This window comes from Streptomyces sp. CA-278952 (assembly GCF_028747205.1).
In the GTDB taxonomy this organism is placed as follows: Bacteria; Actinomycetota; Actinomycetes; order Streptomycetales; family Streptomycetaceae; genus Streptomyces.
This window is the reverse complement of sequence record NZ_CP112880.1, coordinates 5,306,784-5,323,850: the sequence shown is the minus strand read 5'-3', so window position 1 is coordinate 5,323,850 and position 17,067 is coordinate 5,306,784. Positions and strand designations below refer to the sequence as shown.

The window sequence follows — 17,067 nt, the reverse complement described above, 5'->3', positions numbered from 1 at the left end:
AACTGCTCCAGGAAGCCAGACGGCCGCAGCCCTACGGAGGAGTGAGCTGGGCGCTGAGAACTGGCTCGGTGAGCAAGTCATTCGCAGCCAGCCCGACACCCACCTCCTCCGCGAGCCGAAGGTACAGTTCGCGTGGAGTCAAGGGGCCGTAGTCTCCGGTATCCGGGTCCGCACCGTGCTTCCGCAACTCGGAGTCAAAACGCGAGGGCGCACCCCCTACCAGATCCCTCAGCTCCGTCGTCGCGTACCAGCTGAACGCGCTGAGCAACTGACCGTCTTCTGCGTACATGAACTCCGCCGGGCCCTCGCCCCAAGCCAGAAAAACGCCGGCCGATCCCGTTGAGATGTCGCTGAACAGCTGCGGGTCGTCGAAACAGCGCCAGCTGGAATGCTCCCAGACCCACGCCCAGTTACCCCACTGGCCGGCACTCACGACGTAGCCGTCCGTCTCGAAAAGAAGGCTTTCGAACTCGTCGTGGAAGTCCTCCTGATCCCGGACGGCCACGGTCGCCGCATCGGCACCCATCCGTTCCAGGAGCTGCCAGGCCGTGATGCCCTTCACGAACGTCATGCTCACGAACGGAAGATCCTTTCCGACCATCCAGCCCAAACCAGTCACCAGCATCCCCCGCACTCTGAGTTTGTACGACAAGCGACGCTTTCACAGAGCTCGCGGTTCGTACACTCTTATCCTCACGATCAGCGCCGCCACGGTCCGGGGACTCTTCGGGTTCTCGAACAAGCACTTCACGGCGCCAGCTCCGCCACCGGCCCCAGATCCCTACGCCGTCAGCTCCGCCACCGTCTTCGCGATCCGCCGCTCCCGCGTCTCCCGCGCCTTCGCTCCCTCGACCGACGTGACGTACGCCTTCTGCCGGCTGGGCGAGAGCGCGGCGAACGCTGCCGCCGCCCCGGGGGCCGCGGCCAGCGCCGCCGCCAGGTCCTCGGGCGGCTCCACCGTGCGGGACGCGGTGTCGAGGGTCAGCTCCACCTCGATGGCGTCCCCGCCGCCGATGCCGGTCTCCGCGCGCTTGTCGGCGCTGAACGGGATCAGGTATCGCCCGCCCATCGGGGCGATCGTCGAGCGGTACCCGTACCCGTTCACCCTGACGTTCACCGAGGCGCGCTTTCCTGCGCCGAGGGCCTCGACCACGGCCTCCGGCACCTCGATGCCCGTGTTGTTCCCGGTCCGGAACATCGTCGTGCTGAACTTCATGGCCTGCCCCTTACGTTACGTCCGCGTCGTGTCAGTGAAGACGCCCGCCGGGCCCGAAACTCATCGCCGGCCCTCGTCGCCCCCTACGCGGCGGGCTCCTCCGCGGGTTCCACGGGCTCCGCGGACTCCACCGGCTCCTCCCCCCGCTCCTCCTCCAGCAACCCCGCCGCGTGCAGCAGGTAGTCCGTCATCGGGTCGTAGAAACGCGGGTCGGTGACGTGGTCGTCCAGCGGGACCGTGACCTGGAGGGTGCCCTCCGCCTCGCCGAGGAACAGGGCCGGGTCGTTGCAGTCCGCGTAGCCGATCGCGTCCAGCCCGCGCTGTCCCGCACACCCCGCCCAGCCGTGGTCGGCGACGACCAGGTCGGGCAGCGGGCGGCCCAGGTGGGCCATGGCGTCCAGGATGGCGGCCATCGGGGCCGGGGAGTGGGTGTGCCACAGGGTCGCCCCGCGTTCCAGCATCGCGACGTCGGCGAACTGGAAGACCATGCCCTCGTCCGCCATCAGCCCGGACGGGATGCGGACGATCTCGCAGCCGGCGCGGCGCAGCGCGTCCGCCGTCTGCCGGTGCACGTCCAGCATGCCGCCGGGGTGCCCGGTGGCGAACAGGACCCGCTCGCGGCCGTCCGCGGCCTTGCGCAGCCGGGCCGCCATCCGCTCCAGGGCGTCGACCGTCAGCTCCGGGTCGATGGTGTCCTGGCCCTGCCGGTGCGCCGGGTCGTCGTTGACGCCGCAGCGCTCCGCCATCACGGCGAGCACGTCCTGCTCGTCGGTCCAGCGGTCGCCCAGCTCCAGGCCCAGCCAGTAGTGGCGGTCGCCGTTGGCGAGCTTGCGGTAGTGGGAGAGGTTGTTGTCGCGTGGCGTGGCGACGTCCCCCGCGATACGCGTACGGACGAGGTGGTCGACGAGGGCGGCGCGGCTGGGTATCGGCATGGACCCATTGTGCCGTCCGGTGTGCGGGGCGTGCCCGGTGTCTTGCCCGACGGACGGGTGTGCCGGGTGTTCCGTCCGGCGGAGGGTCCGCTTCCGGCCGGACTCGCGGGCCGACAGCCGGTCACGCGTCCGGCCCGCACGTCCGGCCCGGCAAGTCTTCGGGGACTGTTCACCCCGGCGTGACCTGCTTCTTCCCCCGGCGGGCGGGCGTCGGGCTCGAATGGAACCACCCAGAGGTCTGGACCAATCGAGTCGCGCCAAACCGGTGTCCGATTCTCTCCGTCGGGGCGCTCTCGGGTAAGTGGTCTATACCTTTGACATTAGGGTGGGCCACCTGAAACGGGCACATAGACAGCCGTGGGGGGCTTTATGACCGTGCATCACCTTCCGCAACCTCCGTCCGACGACGAGCTCTACTGGTACTTCGGGCCGCAACGGCGGTGGGTGCTGGTGAGCAGTTCGCTGGCCTTCGTCTTCACTGCGGCGACCATGTTCACCTTCGCGTTACGGACCCCCGCGCTGTGGGCCTTCCTCGCGATCCTCGGGCTGAACGTCGTGGCCCTGCTGCTGTCCTCCGTGAACAGCCTCCGTCAGCGCCGGCTCACCCGGGCCTCGCACGAGGTGCTCGTCCGCGCCTGGCGGCCCGCCGGACTGCCGGGCGTGGACCTCTACCTGCCGACCTGCGGCGAGCCGCTGCCCGTGCTCGCCAACGCCTACCGCGCGGTCGCCGCCCTCGACTGGCCCGACGCGCTCACCGTCTGGGTGCTGGACGACGCCGACCGGCCGGAGGTGGCGGCCCTGGCGGCCGAGCACGGCTACCGGTACGTCGTACGCCCCGACCGGGGCCACCTGAAGAAGGCGGGGAACCTCAACCACGCGCTCACGCTGTCCGGGGCCGAGTACATCGCGATCCTCGACGCGGACTTCGCGCCCCGGCCGGACTTCCTGCGCCATCTGGTCCCGTACCTCGCGGACCCGGCCGTCGGCATCGTGCAGAGCCCGCAGTGCTTCGACACCGACGCGGGCATGGACTGGATCCAACGCGCCGCCGGGGCCGCGCAGGAGTGGTTCTTCCGCTGGATCCAGCCCTCGCGGGACGCGAGCGACGCGGCGATCTGCTGCGGCAGCAACGCCGTCTACCGGCGCGCCGCGATCGACCTGGCGGGCGGCTTCGCCCGGCTCGACCACAGCGAGGACCTGTACACCGGACTCGCCCTGCACGAGCGGGGGTTCCGCACCCAGTACGTCCCGGTCCTGGTCGCCAAGGGCACCTCGCCCGACACCGTCACCTCGTTCGTCAACCAGCAGTACCGGTGGGCGATGGGCAACCTGCACCTCCTCGGCACCCCGGTGCTCGAGCGGATGGGCGCGCCGTGGCGGATGCGGCTCTGCTTCTACGAGGGCGTCGTCGGCTACCTGACCACGGCCGTGAACACCTTCGCCGCCCCGCTGCCGCCGCTGGTGATGATGTTCTGGTACCCGGACCACATCCGCCCCTGGCATGTCCTGCCGCTGCTCGCCCCGCTGTGGCTGTGGCATGTGCTGCTGCCCCGGATCAGCCGGACCCGGTGGCGGGTCGAGGTCATCCGCGCCAACGTCCTCACCAGCGTGGCCGCCGCCACCGCGTTCTGGCACACCCTGCGGGGCCGCAGCGCCGCCTGGGTGCCCACGGGGGTCCGGAGCAAGGGGAGTTCGGGCTCGATGGCCCGCCGGGTCGTGGGCGTCTCGCTGGTCTGGCTGGTCCTGTCCAACGGGGCCGCCGCCGGGGGCCTCGCGCTGGTGGTGGCCCGCAACGGCTGGGAGCCCGCCTGGGGCCTCGGCCTCTACCTCCTGGTCCAGCTCCAGATCAACGTGCCCCTGATCCGGGATCTGCTGGCCGAACTACGGCCGGACGGCCGAACACCCGCCGAGGCCGTCGACGTCCAGTCACCCGCCGGCCACCGTTCGCGGACCGGGCCCCGGACCCGGATGCGGCCGCCCCGGCCCCGGGCGGGTGTGCTGCCCCGCCGCTGGCCCGAGGTCCTCGCCGCCTCCGCCGTCCTCCTGCTCACCGGCCTGCTCGCCTCCGGGTGGGTCGACCCGATGCTCCCGTGGCTGAGTTGAGCCGCACCGAAAGGCGCCACCCGATGCCGTTCCTCCTCGCCCACGGCCCCCGCCGGAAACGGTCCGCTCCCCCGCCCCCGTCTGCCACACTCCCGCTCCCGGGCAGCCCGGTGGGCACGGGCAGCTCGGGCGGCTCGGTGGGCACGGGCAGCTCGGGCAGCTCGGGCAGCGAGTCCGGGCCCAGTCCGCACCGGTCCACGTTCCGCCCCGACATCGAGGGGCTGCGCGCGGTCGCCGTCCTCGCGGTCCTCGCCTTCCACGCCCAGATACCGGGAACGGCGGGCGGCTTCGTCGGGGTGGACGTCTTCTTCGTCATCTCCGGCTATCTGATCACCGGGCTCCTGGTCAGGGAGGCGATCGCCACCGGCCGGATCCGGCTCGGCGACTTCTTCTCCCGCCGGGCCCGCCGACTGCTGCCGTCCGCCGCCGTCGTCCTCGCCGCGGTCGCGGTGGCCGGGGCGTGGCTGACCGTACCGCTGCTCCGCGCCGACCTGGAAAAGGACGTCCTCGCGGCGGCTCTGTCCGTCGCCAACTGGCGGTTCGTCTCGCAGCAGACCGACTACCTGGCCGCCGGGCACGACCAGAGTCCGCTGCTGCACTTCTGGTCGCTCGCCGTCGAGGAGCAGTTCTACCTGTTCTGGGCCCCGCTGCTGGCGGTGATCGTGTTCGTCGCCGCCCGTGCGGTCCGCCGGGGCCGGGCCGTGCGCGCGGTCGTGGCGCTCACCACCGCCGCCGTGGCGCTCGCCTCGTTCGCGCTGTCCCTGCACTGGACGCGGGACTCCGTCTCGCTCGCGTACCTCGGAACCCCCTCGCGGGTCTGGCAGTTCGCCGTCGGGGCCCTGCTGGCGCTGCTGCCCTGGCATCTGCTGCGCGGGCCGCGCCCGCTGCGGCTGGTCTGCGGGTGGGCGGGGGCCGCGGCGATCGTCTGGTGCGTCGTGTCGTACGACGCGTCGACCCCGTACCCCGGCTACGCGGCGCTCGTCCCCACCCTGGGCACGGCCGCCGTGATCCTCGCCGCGATCCCGGGCCGGGGCGAGCGCGAAGCCCAAGGAGCCCACGGGGTGGGGCGGTTGCTCAGCGGCCGGGCTGCTCGGGCGGTCGGGCGGCTCTCCTACAACCTCTACCTGTGGCACTGGCCGGTGCTCGTCCTCGCCGAGGCGCGCCTCGGGGCGCTCGGCTGGCCCGCGAAGACGGCGCTGACGCTGGCCGCCGCGCTGCCCGCCCTCGCCACGATGCGCTGGGTCGAGCAGCCGCTGCGCCGCAGCCGTACGGTCTCCGAACTCCCGCGCCGAGGACTGGCGGTGGGGATCTCCGCCATCGTCCTGCCGGTCGTGCTCGCGCTGGTCGTCGGCACCACCACCCTGCACCTGATGGGCCCGGCCACCCCTGTCGACGCCAAGGGCCTCCCGCCGGGTGCGGCCGCCGGCCCCTCGCTGCTCGCCCGGGCCGACGGCTCCGCGCTCGCGGACGGCCCGCTGGTGCCGGGGCCGGCCCAGGCGCGCAAGGACTTCCCGCCGGACGGGGCCTGCCAGGTCGCGCCCGCGGTGACCCGCAGCCCGGAGTGCCTGTTCGGGGCGGTGGACAGCCCCGATCGCGTCGTCCTGCTCGGCGACTCCCACGCCGGGCAGTGGTTCTCCCCGCTGCTCGCGCTGGCCTCCCAGCGCGGCTGGGCGCTCCAGGAGCTGGTGAAGCAGGGTTGCCCACTTCCGGAACTGGCGGTGCGGAACCCCCAGTTGGGGCGCGAGTACCGGGAGTGCGACACCTGGCGGGCCGACGCCCTGGACCGCCTGCGTACGGGGCCGAAGCCCCGGCTCATCGTGATCGCCTCGCTCAACCGGTACACGGCCGACCGTGAACTCCTCTCCGCCGCCTGGGAGAAGACGTTGAAGCCGCTGCGGGCGACCGGCGCACCGATCGTGTACATCGAGGACACCCCCGTACCGGGGACGGACATTCCCGCGTGCGTGTCCGGCGCTCCGGACTCCACCGCCGCCTGCGCGTTCAGCCGGGCCGAGGCGGTCCCGGCGGACGAGCTGGCGCGCCGGATCACGGCGGGTGCGGTGCCGGGCGTGCGGTCCGTCGGCGTGAACCAGGTGCTGTGCCCGGGGAACGGCCCGACCTGTCCGGCGGTACGGGACCGGATCCTGCTCTACCGGGACGACGCCCATCTGACGAACGTGGCGGCCATCGTGCTGGCCCCCCGGCTGGAGCGGCTGCTGACGGAGTCGGGCGCACTGCCCCCGGCCGGCGCCCCCGCTCCCGCGCCTTCCGCCGCGCCCGGGGCGGACGGCTGGACCGAGCTGCTGCGGGACGACTTCGACGGGCCCGCGAACAGCCGCCCCTCCCCCGCGCACTGGAGTTACGACCTCGGCACCTGCTACCCCGGCTGCCCGGCGCCGCGGTGGGGCACCGGCGAGATCGAGACCATGACCGACTCGACCGGCAACGTACGCCTGGACGGGAAGGGCGCCCTGGAGATCGTGCCCACCAGGGAGGGCGAGCAGTGGAGTTCGGGCCGGATCACGACCGTGCGGTCCGACTTCGCGCCGCCGCCCGGCGGGGTGCTGCGGATCGAGGCGTCGATCGCGCTGCCGGACGTGACGGGGCCGAAGGCGGCGGGCTACTGGCCGGCGTTCTGGACCCTGGGAGCGGACCTGCGCGACGGGTACACCGGCTGGCCCGGGGTCGGCGAGCTGGACGTGATGGAGTCGGTCAACGGCCGGGACGCCTTCTTCGGCTCGATGCACTGCGGGGTCCTGGAGGGCGGCCCGTGCGAGGAGCCCGTGGGGCTGACGTCGGGGCCGCAGGCGTGCGCGGACTGCCGTGGGGCGTTCCGCACGTACGCCGTCGAGGTCGACCTCACCCCCGGGGCGGAGGAGGTGCGCTGGTATCTGGACGACCGGGTGTACCACCGGGTGCGGGCCGACGCGATGGACGCCGGGACCTGGAAGCGGGCCGTGGACCACGGGGTGTTCCTGATCCTGAACGTGGCGGTCGGCGGCAAGCTGCCGGAGGCCGACGGGGCGACGGTGGGCCCCGCGACCGAGCCGGGTCACCCGATGCGGGTCGACCGGGTCAGGGTCTCGGTGAAGGGCCGGGCCGGCTGACCGGGGGGCCTCCCCTCGCCCCGGCCCGTCAGGGGCTGGGGCTGGGGGCCCTACGTCACCACGGAAAGCACCGTCACGACGGTCACCACGGAGATCGCCGCCTGGAGGTTCCGGATCGCCTCGCCCACGCTCACGCCCGCCCAGTGCCCTTCGGCGATGTGGGCCATGCGCGGGGTGACCTGCTTCTTCGGCAGGCCGGGGAAGGCCTGGGGGTGCATGCCCGTGGCGTGCAGCAGGGCGACGAGGGAGCTGGTGCGGGCGTCCGGCTCGGCTCCGTGCAGCACCACCTCGGCCAGCCGGGCGCGCAGCTCCCGCTCGACGGTTCCGTCGGCCTCCGGGTAGCGGCGCACGGGGAAGACGCCGAGCGCCCGGTGCTTCTCCTCGGTCACCAGGCCGCGGACGCAGAGGCTCTCCACGACGTCCTGCGAGCCCTTGGCATGGTCCCGGGTCAGCCAGTCGGTGACCTTGCGGCTGCTGGACGTCCCGTGGACCCAGCGCGCCAGCCGGTCGAGCCGTCCGTCCAGGAGCGGGTCGCCCGTGGGGGACGGGTCGAAGACCTCGACGCGGCCGCCCTTCACCGTGACGCGGCCCGCCATGACCAGTTCCAGGAGCATCCCGGCCGCCACGCCCCAGCGGGCCGCGGTCTCCCCCTTCGCCGCGCCGGTGGTGTCGTCCAGCGACAGCAGCATGATCTCTTCGCCCAGTGAGACGGCCATGGTGCGACTCCCCGCATCGTTAGGTGTCGACCGGACAGACGCGCGCGCCCGGTCCGAGGTTGCTCAGGAGGCGAAACCGCTGCTCAGGAGGGTTCCGCGGCGGCGAAGGCGCCCCGGGCCAGCCGGTGCAGCAGGGCGGCGGTCACGGCGCGGCCGGGCAGGGCCTCCGGGCGGGCCAGGTGCGGGGTGGAGTTCAGCAGGCCGAAGACGGCGTGCACGGTGACGCGGGCCCGGTTCTCGGCCAGCGACGGGTAGAGGGCGCGGACGACGCCGACCCAGACCTCGACGTACTCGCGCTGGAGCCGGCGCACCCGCTTGCGGTCCGTGTCGCGCAGCCGGTCCAGCTCGCGGTCGTGGAGGGTGATCAGGGGGCGGTCGTCGAGGGCGAAGTCGATGTGGCCCTCGATGAGCGCGTCCAGGAGGGCCTCCGGGGAGCCGCCGCCCCGGGCCGCGTCCTCCGACACCCGCATGCGGCCGCCCTCCAGCAGCCGTTCGCTGATGCCCACCAGGAGCTCGGCGAGCATCGCGTCCTTGCCGGGGAAGTGGCGGTAGAGGCCGGGACCGCTGATCCCGACGGCGGCGCCTATCTCGTCGACGCCGACGCCGTGGAAGCCGCGCTCGGCGAAGAGGCGGGCGGCCTCCCGGAGGATCTGCTCGCGGCGGGTGGGGGCCGCGACGCGGGCGGCGGCATGGGTGCTCATGAGGATTCATTCTAGACAGGGTCGTTAGCGCTCGTTAACCTGAGGGAAACGCGTTAACGATCACTAACAGCAGTACCAGCACCACCAGCAGTTTCAGCAGAGACAGCAGCGGTTGACTATCGCGGTACGGGCAAGGGGGCTCGACACGATGCAGCAGGCACCGGTCCTGGCGAGCGCGGCCGATCCCGCCTCGGAGGCCTGGCAGGCCAACGAGGCGGCTCATCGCGCGCTCTCCGACGAGCTGGCGGAACGCCTCGCCACGGCACGGCTGGGCGGGGGTGAGAAGGCGCGGGCCCGCCACGAGGCGCGCGGCAAGCTGCTCCCCCGGGACCGGGTGGACACCCTCCTCGACCCGGGCTCGCCGTTCCTGGAGCTGGCCCCGCTGGCCGCCGACGGGCTGTACGGGGGCGCCGCCCCGGCCGCCGGGGTGATCGCCGGGATCGGGCGGGTCAGCGGCCGGGAGTGCGTGATCGTCGCCAATGACGCGACCGTCAAGGGCGGCACGTACTACCCGATGACCGTGAAGAAGCACCTGCGCGCCCAGGAAGTGGCGCTGGAGAATCGCCTCCCCTGCCTCTATCTGGTCGACTCGGGCGGCGCGTTCCTGCCGATGCAGGACGAGGTCTTCCCCGACCGGGACCACTTCGGGCGGATCTTCTTCAACCAGGCCCGGATGTCGGGGGCCGGCATTCCGCAGATCGCGGCGGTGCTGGGCTCCTGCACGGCGGGCGGGGCGTACGTCCCGGCGATGAGCGACGAGGCCGTCATCGTCCGCAACCAGGGCACGATCTTCCTCGGCGGCCCGCCGCTGGTGAAGGCCGCCACCGGCGAGGTCGTCACGGCGGAGGAGCTGGGCGGCGGCGAGGTCCACTCCCGTACGTCGGGGGTCACCGACCACCTCGCGGAGGACGACGCGCACGCCCTGCGGATCGTCCGCAACATCGTCGCGACCCTCCCGGACCGCGCCCCGCTCCCCTGGTCGGTCGAGCCGGCCGAGGAGCCGAAGGTGGACCCGGCCGGGCTGTACGGAGCGGTCCCGGTGGACTCCCGGACGCCGTACGACGTACGCGAAGTGATCGCGCGCGTGGTGGACGGCTCGCGCTTCCAGGAGTTCAAGGCGGAGTACGGGCAGACGCTGATCACCGGCTTCGCCCGGATCCATGGCCACCCGGTCGGGATCGTCGCGAACAACGGGATCCTGTTCTCCGAGTCGGCCCAGAAGGGCGCGCACTTCATCGAGCTGTGCGACCAGCGGGGGATCCCGCTCGTCTTCCTCCAGAACATCTCCGGCTTCATGGTCGGCCGGGACTACGAGGCGGGCGGCATCGCCAAGCACGGCGCGAAGATGGTCACGGCCGTGGCCTGCACCCGCGTGCCGAAGCTGACGGTCGTGGTCGGCGGTTCGTACGGCGCGGGCAATTATTCGATGTGCGGCCGGGCCTACAGCCCCCGCTTCCTGTGGATGTGGCCGAACGCCAAGATCTCGGTGATGGGCGGCGAGCAGGCCGCTTCCGTGCTGGCGACCGTCAAGCGCGACCAGCTCGGCGACGACTGGAGCGCCGAGGACGAGGAGACGTTCAAGGCCCCGATCCGCGCCCAGTACGAGACCCAGGGCAACGCCTACTACGCGACCGCCCGGCTCTGGGACGACGGCGTGATCGACCCCGTGGACACCCGGCAGGTCCTGGGCCTCGCGCTCACGGCCTGCGCCAATGCCCCGCTGCCCCAGAAGGACCCGGCCGGGCCCGGCTTCGGCGTCTTCCGGATGTGAGGAACAGATGACGATGTTCGACACCGTTCTGGTCGCCAACCGCGGCGAGATCGCGGTCCGGGTGATCCGGACCCTGCGGGAGCAGGGCGTGCGCTCGGTCGCGGTCTTCAGCGACGCGGACGCGGACGCCCGGCATGTACGGGAGGCGGACACGGCGGTCCGGATCGGCCCGCCGCCCGCGTCCGAGAGCTATCTGAACGTGCCCGCACTGCTGGAGGCGGCCCGCCGCACCGGCGCGCAGGCCGTGCACCCCGGGTACGGGTTCCTGGCGGAGAACGCCGGCTTCGCCCAGGCGTGCGCGGACGCGGGGCTGGTCTTCATCGGCCCGCCCGCCTCCGCGATCTCGCTCATGGGCGACAAGATCCGGGCCAAGGAGACGGTCGCGGCGGCCGGGGTCCCGGTCGTGCCCGGCTCCTCCGGAAGTGGCCTGACCGACGCCCAACTGGAGGAAGCGGCACGGGAGATCGGCGTGCCGGTCCTCCTGAAGCCCTCCGCGGGCGGCGGCGGCAAGGGCATGCGCCTGGTCCGCGACGCGGCGGTGCTGGCGGAGGAGATCGCGGCGGCCCGCCGCGAGGCACGGGCCTCCTTCGGCGACGACACCCTCCTGGTGGAGCGGTGGATCGACCGGCCGCGCCACATCGAGATCCAGGTGCTGGCCGACACCCACGGCAACGTGATCCACCTCGGCGAGCGCGAGTGCTCGCTCCAGCGCCGCCACCAGAAGATCATCGAGGAGGCCCCTTCGGTCTTCCTCGACGAGGAGACCCGGGCGGCCATGGGCGAGGCGGCCGTACAGGCGGCGCGCTCCTGCGGGTACGCGGGCGCCGGCACGGTGGAGTTCATCGTCCCGGGCGCCGACCCGGCCTCGTACTACTTCATGGAGATGAACACCCGCCTCCAGGTCGAGCACCCGGTCACCGAGCTGGTCACCGGCCTGGACCTGGTGGAGTGGCAGCTGCGGGTGGCGTCCGGCGAGCGACTGCCGTACGCGCAGGAGGACATCACCCTGACCGGCTGGGCGATCGAGGCCCGCGTCTGCGCCGAGGACCCGGCCCGGGGCTTCCTGCCCTCCGGCGGTACGGTGCTGGCACTGCGCGAGCCGCAGGGCGGCGGGGTGCGGACGGACTCGGGGCTCAGCGAGGGCGTGCCGGTGGGCAGCCTGTACGACCCGATGCTGTCGAAGGTCATCGCGTACGGCCCCGACCGCGCGAGCGCGCTGCGCAAACTGCGGGCGGCCCTCGCGGACACCGTCATCCTCGGCGTCCCGACCAACGCGGGCTTCCTGCGCCGCCTGCTGGCCCACCCGGACGTGGTCTCCGGCGACCTGGACACCGGTCTTGTGGAGCGCGAGGCGGAGGGCCTGGTGCCGGACGGGGTGCCGGACGAGGTGTACGCGGCGGCGGCAGCGGTCCGCCGGGAGGCGCTGGAGCCCCGGGCGGACGCGGGCGGCTGGACGGACCCGTTCTCGGTGCCGAACGGGTGGCGCACGGGGGGCGTACGGGCACCGCTGCTCTTCCCGCTGCGGGTGGCGGGCGCGGACCCGGTGACGTACGGCGCTCCGGCCTCCGCGACGGTCACGCCCGACCGGGTCACGGTCGAACTCGACGGCGCGGTGGGCCACTTCCACCGCTTCGGGGACTGGCTGGGCCGGGACGGCGACACCTGGCACGTCCAGGACCACGACCCGGTGGAGGCGTCCCTGAGCGGGGCGGGCCGGGGCGGGGCGGACACCCTGGCGGCCCCGATGCCGGGCACGGTCACGGTGGTGAAGGTCGCCGTCGGGGACGAGGTGGAGGCGGGGCAGAGCCTGCTCGTGGTGGAGGCGATGAAGATGGAGCACGTGATCTCCGCCCCGCACGCGGGAACCGTCACCGAGCTGGACGTCACGGCGGGTGCGACGGTCGCGATGGACCAGATCCTGGCGGTGGTGGTCCCCGTCGCGGCCGCTTCGGCTCAGGAGGGCTCATGACCACCACGCGCACGCTCCCGATGCAGGTCCCGGCCCCCGGGCTGCCGGCCCGGGTCCGTATCCACGAAGTGGGCGCACGGGACGGCCTCCAGAACGAGAAGGGAGTCGTTCCGACGGAGGTGAAGGCGGAGTTCATCCGCCGCCTGGCGGTGGCCGGCCTGACCACGATCGAGGCGACGAGCTTCGTGCACCCCAAGTGGGTGCCGCAACTGGCCGACGCGGAAGCCCTGTTCCCCCTCCTCGGGGACATCGCGGACGTGGGCGACGTCTCCCTCCCGGTCCTCGTGCCGAACGAACCCGGACTGGACCGGGCGCTGGCGCTCGGGGTCCGGTCGATCGCGGTGTTCGGCTCGGCGACGGAGACGTTCGCCGCACGCAACCTGAACCGGACCGTGGACGAGTCGCTGGCCATGTTCGAGCCGGTGGTGGCCCGCGCCAAGGCGGAGAAGGCGCGGGTGCGCGGCTATCTGTCGATGTGCTTCGGCGACCCGTGGGAAGGCGCGGTGCCCGTGGCACAGGTGGTCCGGGTCGCGAAGGCGCTGATGGACCTGGGCTGTGACGAGCTGTCGCTGGGCGACACGATCGGAGTGGCGACACCGGGCCACGTGACGGCCCTGCTGACAGCGCTGAACGAGGCGTCCGTCCCCACCCGGTCCATCGGCGTCCACTTCCACGACACGTACGGCCAGGCACTGTCCAACACCCTGGCGGCACTCCAGCACGGGGTGAGCACGGTCGACGCCTCGGCGGGCGGCCTGGGCGGCTGTCCGTACGCGAAGAGCGCCACGGGCAATCTCGCCACCGAGGACCTCGTATGGATGCTCAACGGCCTCGGCGTCGAAACAGGCGTCGACCTCGATGAGTTGACCGCCACCAGCGTCTGGCTCGCCGGACACCTGGGCCGACCGAGCCCATCCCGCACGGTCCGCGCCCTGACCCCTCCCTCTTCTTCCCCCTCCCACAAGGAGTGAGCCACCCATGTCCCTGGACCACCGGCTGACCGCCGAGCACGAGGAACTGCGCCGCACGGTCGAGGCGTTCGCACACGACGTGGTCGCGCCGAAGATCGGCGACTTCTACGAGCGCCATGAGTTCCCGTACGAGATCGTGCGCGAGATGGGCCGCATGGGCCTGTTCGGGCTGCCGTTCCCGGAGGAGTACGGCGGCATGGGCGGCGACTACCTGGCGCTCGGGATCGCCCTGGAGGAGCTGGCCCGGGTCGACTCCTCGGTGGCGATCACCCTGGAGGCCGGGGTCTCGCTGGGCGCGATGCCGCTGCACCTGTTCGGCACGGAGGAGCAGAAGCGGCAGTGGCTGCCGAAGCTCTGCGCGGGCGAGGCGCTGGGCGCGTTCGGCCTGACCGAGCCGGACGGCGGCTCGGACGCGGGCGGCACGCGGACGACGGCGGTCCTGGACGAGGCGACGAACGAGTGGGTGATCAACGGCTCGAAGTGCTTCATCACCAACTCCGGTACGGACATCACCGAGTTGGTCACGGTGACGGCGGTGACCGGCCGCAAGGAGGACGGCCGCCCCCGCATCTCCGCGATCATCGTCCCTGCCGGCACCCCCGGCTTCACGGTGGCGGCCCCCTACTCCAAGGTCGGCTGGAACGCCTCGGACACCCGGGAGCTGTCCTTCGCCGACGTCCGCGTCCCGGCGGCGAACCTCCTGGGCGAGGAGGGCCGGGGCTACGCGCAGTTCCTGCGGATCCTCGACGAGGGCCGGGTCGCGATCTCGGCGCTGGCCACGGGCCTGGCGCAGGGCTGCGTGGACGAGTCGGTGAAGTACGCGGCCGAGCGCCACGCGTTCGGCAGGCCGATCGGCGCGAACCAGGCGATCCAGTTCAAGATCGCCGACATGGAGATGCGCGCCCACATGGCCCGGGTGGGCTGGCGCGACGCGGCCTCGCGGCTGGTGGCAGGCGAACCGTTCAAGAAGGAGGCGGCGATCGCGAAGCTGTACTCCTCGACGGTCGCGGTGGACAACGCCCGGGAGGCGACGCAGATCCACGGCGGCTACGGCTTCATGAACGAGTACCCGGTGGCGCGGATGTGGCGCGACTCGAAGATCCTGGAGATCGGCGAGGGGACGAGCGAGGTGCAGCGGATGCTGATCGCACGGGAGTTGGGGCTGCCGGGCTGAGCTGCCGCCTCCCGATAATCCGAGACTGTCGCCCCGGCCGCCGTGGATGGGTTCACGGCGGCCGGTCAAGCCCGATATGCCCCATGGTCTATGTCACGGGGTGCCATTCAGCGACAACGCAGGGAACATGGCAGCCGACTACGGGCTCAGCCACCAGCGACGCAGCATCGAGGGCATCAGGAGCAGGCACGCCACCAGCGGTGGGGCGAAGAGCCCCGGGCGCCACTGATCGAGGAGAGACACCGGTGACGGGACCGACGGACATCCAGCAGGCCGTGAGCGACGAACAGTGGGCGGACGCCCGGCTGATCTGGGACTACCACCAGATGCGTCACGAACTTCGTCCGGCGGACGTGGCGATCGGACTCGGCAGTCACGATCTCGGCGTGGCGACCACGAGCGCCGGGCTCTACCGGGCCGGGCTCTTCCCCGTCCTTGTCTTCACCGGCGGCAACAGCCCCACTACGGCGGCACGCTTCCCCCGCGGTGAAGCGGTCCACTACAAGGAGCACGCCCTCGCCCTTGGCGTACCGGTTGAGGCGATCCTGCTGGAGCCTTGCGCCGGCAACACCGGCCACAACATCACGTACTCCCGACAGGTGCTCACTGAGGCCGGGATTTCCCCGGCCTCGGTACTGCTGGTCTCCAAGCCGTACATGGAGCGCCGTTCGTACGCCACCGCCCGCAAGCTCTGGCCCGAGGTCGATGTGCGCTGTGCCTCCGAACCCTTGGAGCTGGACGACTACGTCAAGAGCATCGGTGACGAGAAGCTCGTCCTGGACATGCTCGTCGGCGACCTCCAACGGGTGATCGAGTATCCCAAGCTTGGATTCGCCGTCGAGCAGGATGTCCCGGAGGATGTGCATGCCGCCTACGAAACCCTCCTGACCGCAGGCTTCACCAGTCGCCTCGTCACACCCTGACAGGCCGGCAGCGGGCAGACTCTGTGCCATCCACCGTCCCAACTTCTCTCCCCCCGTCTCTCCACGCTGGCCAAGCTGTACGCGGCGGACTGTTGGGTCGTGCTCGACAACATGCACATCGCCCGCCACGACTACCAGCACCGGGGGACCCGAGACAGCGACCTCTGGCGGTTTCCGACCACACGGCTGTGATCGCGGAAGCCTCCACCCGATGGAACTTGTCCTGCTTGATCCACAGGTAGCCGTCGGAGTCCGGGGCGAGGTTCTCGAACGCCGCGGGGGGCTTCTCCTGGCTGATCTGTCCGGGGCTCTCGCCGGCGTCCGGGGCGAAGGCGGCGATGTAGACGAGACCGGTGACGTTGGGCAGGTCGCCGGCCTCTGTGATGACCGCTCCGCCGTAGGAGTGGCCGACCAGGACCACGCCTCAGCGCCAGGCGTGGCGGATCTTCAGCCGTCCGTATCCCAGCGCCCCCGAGAAGCGGATGCGCGGCGCTCCGGCGCGGGTCGGCTGCCGGGGCCTGTAGCGCAGGTCCTTCCAGCCGGTCGTCAGGCCCTCGACCTCGACGATCGCGTCGCGCGGCACCGTGATGCTCGCGTTGCCGGTGCCGAGGCTCAGCTCGATGTCGACGACCGGGTATTCGATGACCGCCCGGGACAGGTCCAGCCGCACCCGCCCGAAGGCGGACTCGACCTTGAGAACGCGGGGGACCTGCCATGCGCCCCGCCGCTTGATCCGTCCGCCGGCGGCGGCGATCGTCGCCGTGGTGCCCGGGTCCTCCGCCGGGAGCAGGTCGACGGCCGACGCGAGCTCGCCCTGCGTCGTGGCGGCCAGCACCCGGCCGAGGCGCTCGTCCATCTCCTCGTGCGAGATGTGCTCATCGGCGTACGCCTCCCGCACACGCCGCACGGCGCTCTCGCGGTCGTCTTCGCCCACGCGCGAAGCGGCGTTTCCCTGGGGTGAGTTCACCGCTTCACTTTAGTGCGGCCCCGGCGCGGTGGACACGGCGATGACCCACGGTCTCAGGAGGCCGACACCTCGGCTTCCTTGCGGGCGTCGTAGTCGGCGCGCGCCTTCGCGATCTCCTGCTGGTGGCTCTCGGTCCAGTCGACCAGGGACCTGATCGTCGTGTGCAGCGTCGCGCCCAGCTCCGTCAACGCGTACTCCACGCGGGGCGGAACGACGGGGTAGACCGTGCGTCGCACCAGGCCGTCGCGTTCGAGCTGGCGCAGGGTCACCGTCAGCATGCGCTGGCTGATGCCCTCGATCAGCCGGCGCAGCTCGGAGAAGCGCAGCGTACGGCGTTCCAGGTGGGCGATGGCGAGGAGCGACCACTTGTCCGCGACGCGGTCGAGGATCTGCCGCACCTCGCATCCCTCGCGGACGTCCCACTGGCTGATGTCGTAGTCCTGACCGACGCCGGTATCCGCGCAGTTACTCGGTGACTTCGAAGTGCCTTCTTCCATACCTCCCCACGGTGCCGCAA

The 17,067-nt window shown here is 72.0% G+C and carries 15 protein-coding genes; 7 read left to right on the top strand and 8 right to left on the bottom strand.

Features of this window, described 5'->3' with window-relative positions:
- Positions 1-31 precede the first annotated feature (31 nt).
- From N7925_RS23865 to N7925_RS23855, 3 genes are all read right to left on the bottom strand, one after another.
- Positions 32-571, bottom strand: coding sequence for a DUF6461 domain-containing protein (locus N7925_RS23865; protein ID WP_265603988.1), 540 nt, complete (start codon positions 569-571; stop codon positions 32-34).
- Between the two features lie 210 nt (positions 572-781).
- Positions 782-1,216, bottom strand: a complete 435-nt coding sequence (locus N7925_RS23860; protein ID WP_265601490.1) for a YdeI/OmpD-associated family protein — start codon at positions 1,214-1,216, stop codon at positions 782-784.
- Positions 1,217-1,299: 83 nt separating this feature from the next.
- Positions 1,300-2,148: a phosphatase gene (locus tag N7925_RS23855; RefSeq protein ID WP_265601489.1), complete on the bottom strand. Its 849-nt coding sequence runs from the start codon at positions 2,146-2,148 to the stop codon at positions 1,300-1,302.
- Positions 2,149-2,517: 369 nt separating this feature from the next.
- Here N7925_RS23855 and N7925_RS23850 point away from each other — a divergent pair, with 369 nt between their 5' ends.
- Together N7925_RS23850 and N7925_RS23845 are read left to right on the top strand one after the other, a co-directional pair.
- Positions 2,518-4,251 carry a glycosyltransferase family 2 protein gene (locus N7925_RS23850; protein WP_274345101.1) on the top strand — a complete coding sequence of 578 codons (1,734 nt, stop codon included), beginning with the start codon at positions 2,518-2,520 and terminating at the stop codon, positions 4,249-4,251.
- Positions 4,252-4,274: 23 nt separating this feature from the next.
- Complete coding sequence (locus N7925_RS23845; protein WP_274346546.1) at positions 4,275-7,358, top strand: acyltransferase family protein; 3,084 nt, start codon at positions 4,275-4,277, stop codon at positions 7,356-7,358.
- Positions 7,359-7,408: 50 nt separating this feature from the next.
- Here the strand turns inward: N7925_RS23845 and N7925_RS23840 are convergent, their stop codons facing one another.
- Positions 7,409-8,074 carry a GOLPH3/VPS74 family protein gene (locus N7925_RS23840; RefSeq protein WP_265601487.1) on the bottom strand — a complete coding sequence of 222 codons (666 nt, stop codon included), beginning with the start codon at positions 8,072-8,074 and terminating at the stop codon, positions 7,409-7,411.
- Positions 8,075-8,157: 83 nt separating this feature from the next.
- A complete protein-coding gene (locus tag N7925_RS23835; RefSeq protein ID WP_265601486.1) occupies positions 8,158-8,775 on the bottom strand; it encodes an SACE_7040 family transcriptional regulator in 618 nt (205 codons plus the stop codon).
- Between the two features lie 148 nt (positions 8,776-8,923).
- On the opposite strand from N7925_RS23835, the gene N7925_RS23830 reads away from it, so the two are divergent.
- The 5 genes from N7925_RS23830 to N7925_RS23810 all read left to right on the top strand — a co-directional run bounded on the left by N7925_RS23830 (position 8,924) and on the right by N7925_RS23810 (position 15,583).
- Positions 8,924-10,546 (top strand): carboxyl transferase domain-containing protein, encoded by a 1,623-nt coding sequence (locus N7925_RS23830; RefSeq protein ID WP_265601485.1) that lies wholly within the window; start codon positions 8,924-8,926, stop codon positions 10,544-10,546.
- 7 nt (positions 10,547-10,553) lie between these two features.
- Positions 10,554-12,515, top strand: a complete 1,962-nt coding sequence (locus N7925_RS23825) for an acetyl-CoA carboxylase biotin carboxylase subunit (RefSeq protein ID WP_265601484.1) — start codon at positions 10,554-10,556, stop codon at positions 12,513-12,515.
- A gap of 20 nt (positions 12,516-12,535) precedes the next feature.
- Positions 12,536-13,486: a hydroxymethylglutaryl-CoA lyase gene (locus N7925_RS23820; RefSeq protein WP_274346545.1), complete on the top strand. Its 951-nt coding sequence runs from the start codon at positions 12,536-12,538 to the stop codon at positions 13,484-13,486.
- A gap of 7 nt (positions 13,487-13,493) precedes the next feature.
- A complete protein-coding gene (locus N7925_RS23815) occupies positions 13,494-14,660 on the top strand; it encodes an acyl-CoA dehydrogenase family protein (RefSeq protein ID WP_274345100.1) in 1,167 nt (388 codons plus the stop codon).
- Between the two features lie 245 nt (positions 14,661-14,905).
- A complete protein-coding gene (locus tag N7925_RS23810; RefSeq protein ID WP_274345099.1) occupies positions 14,906-15,583 on the top strand; it encodes a YdcF family protein in 678 nt (225 codons plus the stop codon).
- Here the strand turns inward: N7925_RS23810 and N7925_RS23805 are convergent.
- The 3 genes from N7925_RS23805 to N7925_RS23795 are packed head-to-tail and all read right to left on the bottom strand — an operon-like array spanning position 15,573 to position 17,047.
- Positions 15,573-16,004 carry an alpha/beta hydrolase gene (locus N7925_RS23805; protein ID WP_443032238.1) on the bottom strand — a complete coding sequence of 144 codons (432 nt, stop codon included), beginning with the start codon at positions 16,002-16,004 and terminating at the stop codon, positions 15,573-15,575. The two genes, N7925_RS23810 and N7925_RS23805, sit on opposite strands and share 11 nt — an antisense overlap.
- 3 nt (positions 16,005-16,007) lie before the next feature.
- The gene (locus N7925_RS23800) at positions 16,008-16,550 is read right to left on the bottom strand and encodes a DUF1707 SHOCT-like domain-containing protein (RefSeq protein ID WP_265601477.1); all 543 of its coding nucleotides are present in this window, start codon (positions 16,548-16,550) and stop codon (positions 16,008-16,010) included.
- A 53-nt stretch (positions 16,551-16,603) separates the two neighbouring features.
- Positions 16,604-17,047, bottom strand: coding sequence for a winged helix-turn-helix transcriptional regulator (locus N7925_RS23795; RefSeq protein ID WP_265601476.1), 444 nt, complete (start codon positions 17,045-17,047; stop codon positions 16,604-16,606).
- Positions 17,048-17,067 lie beyond the last annotated feature (20 nt).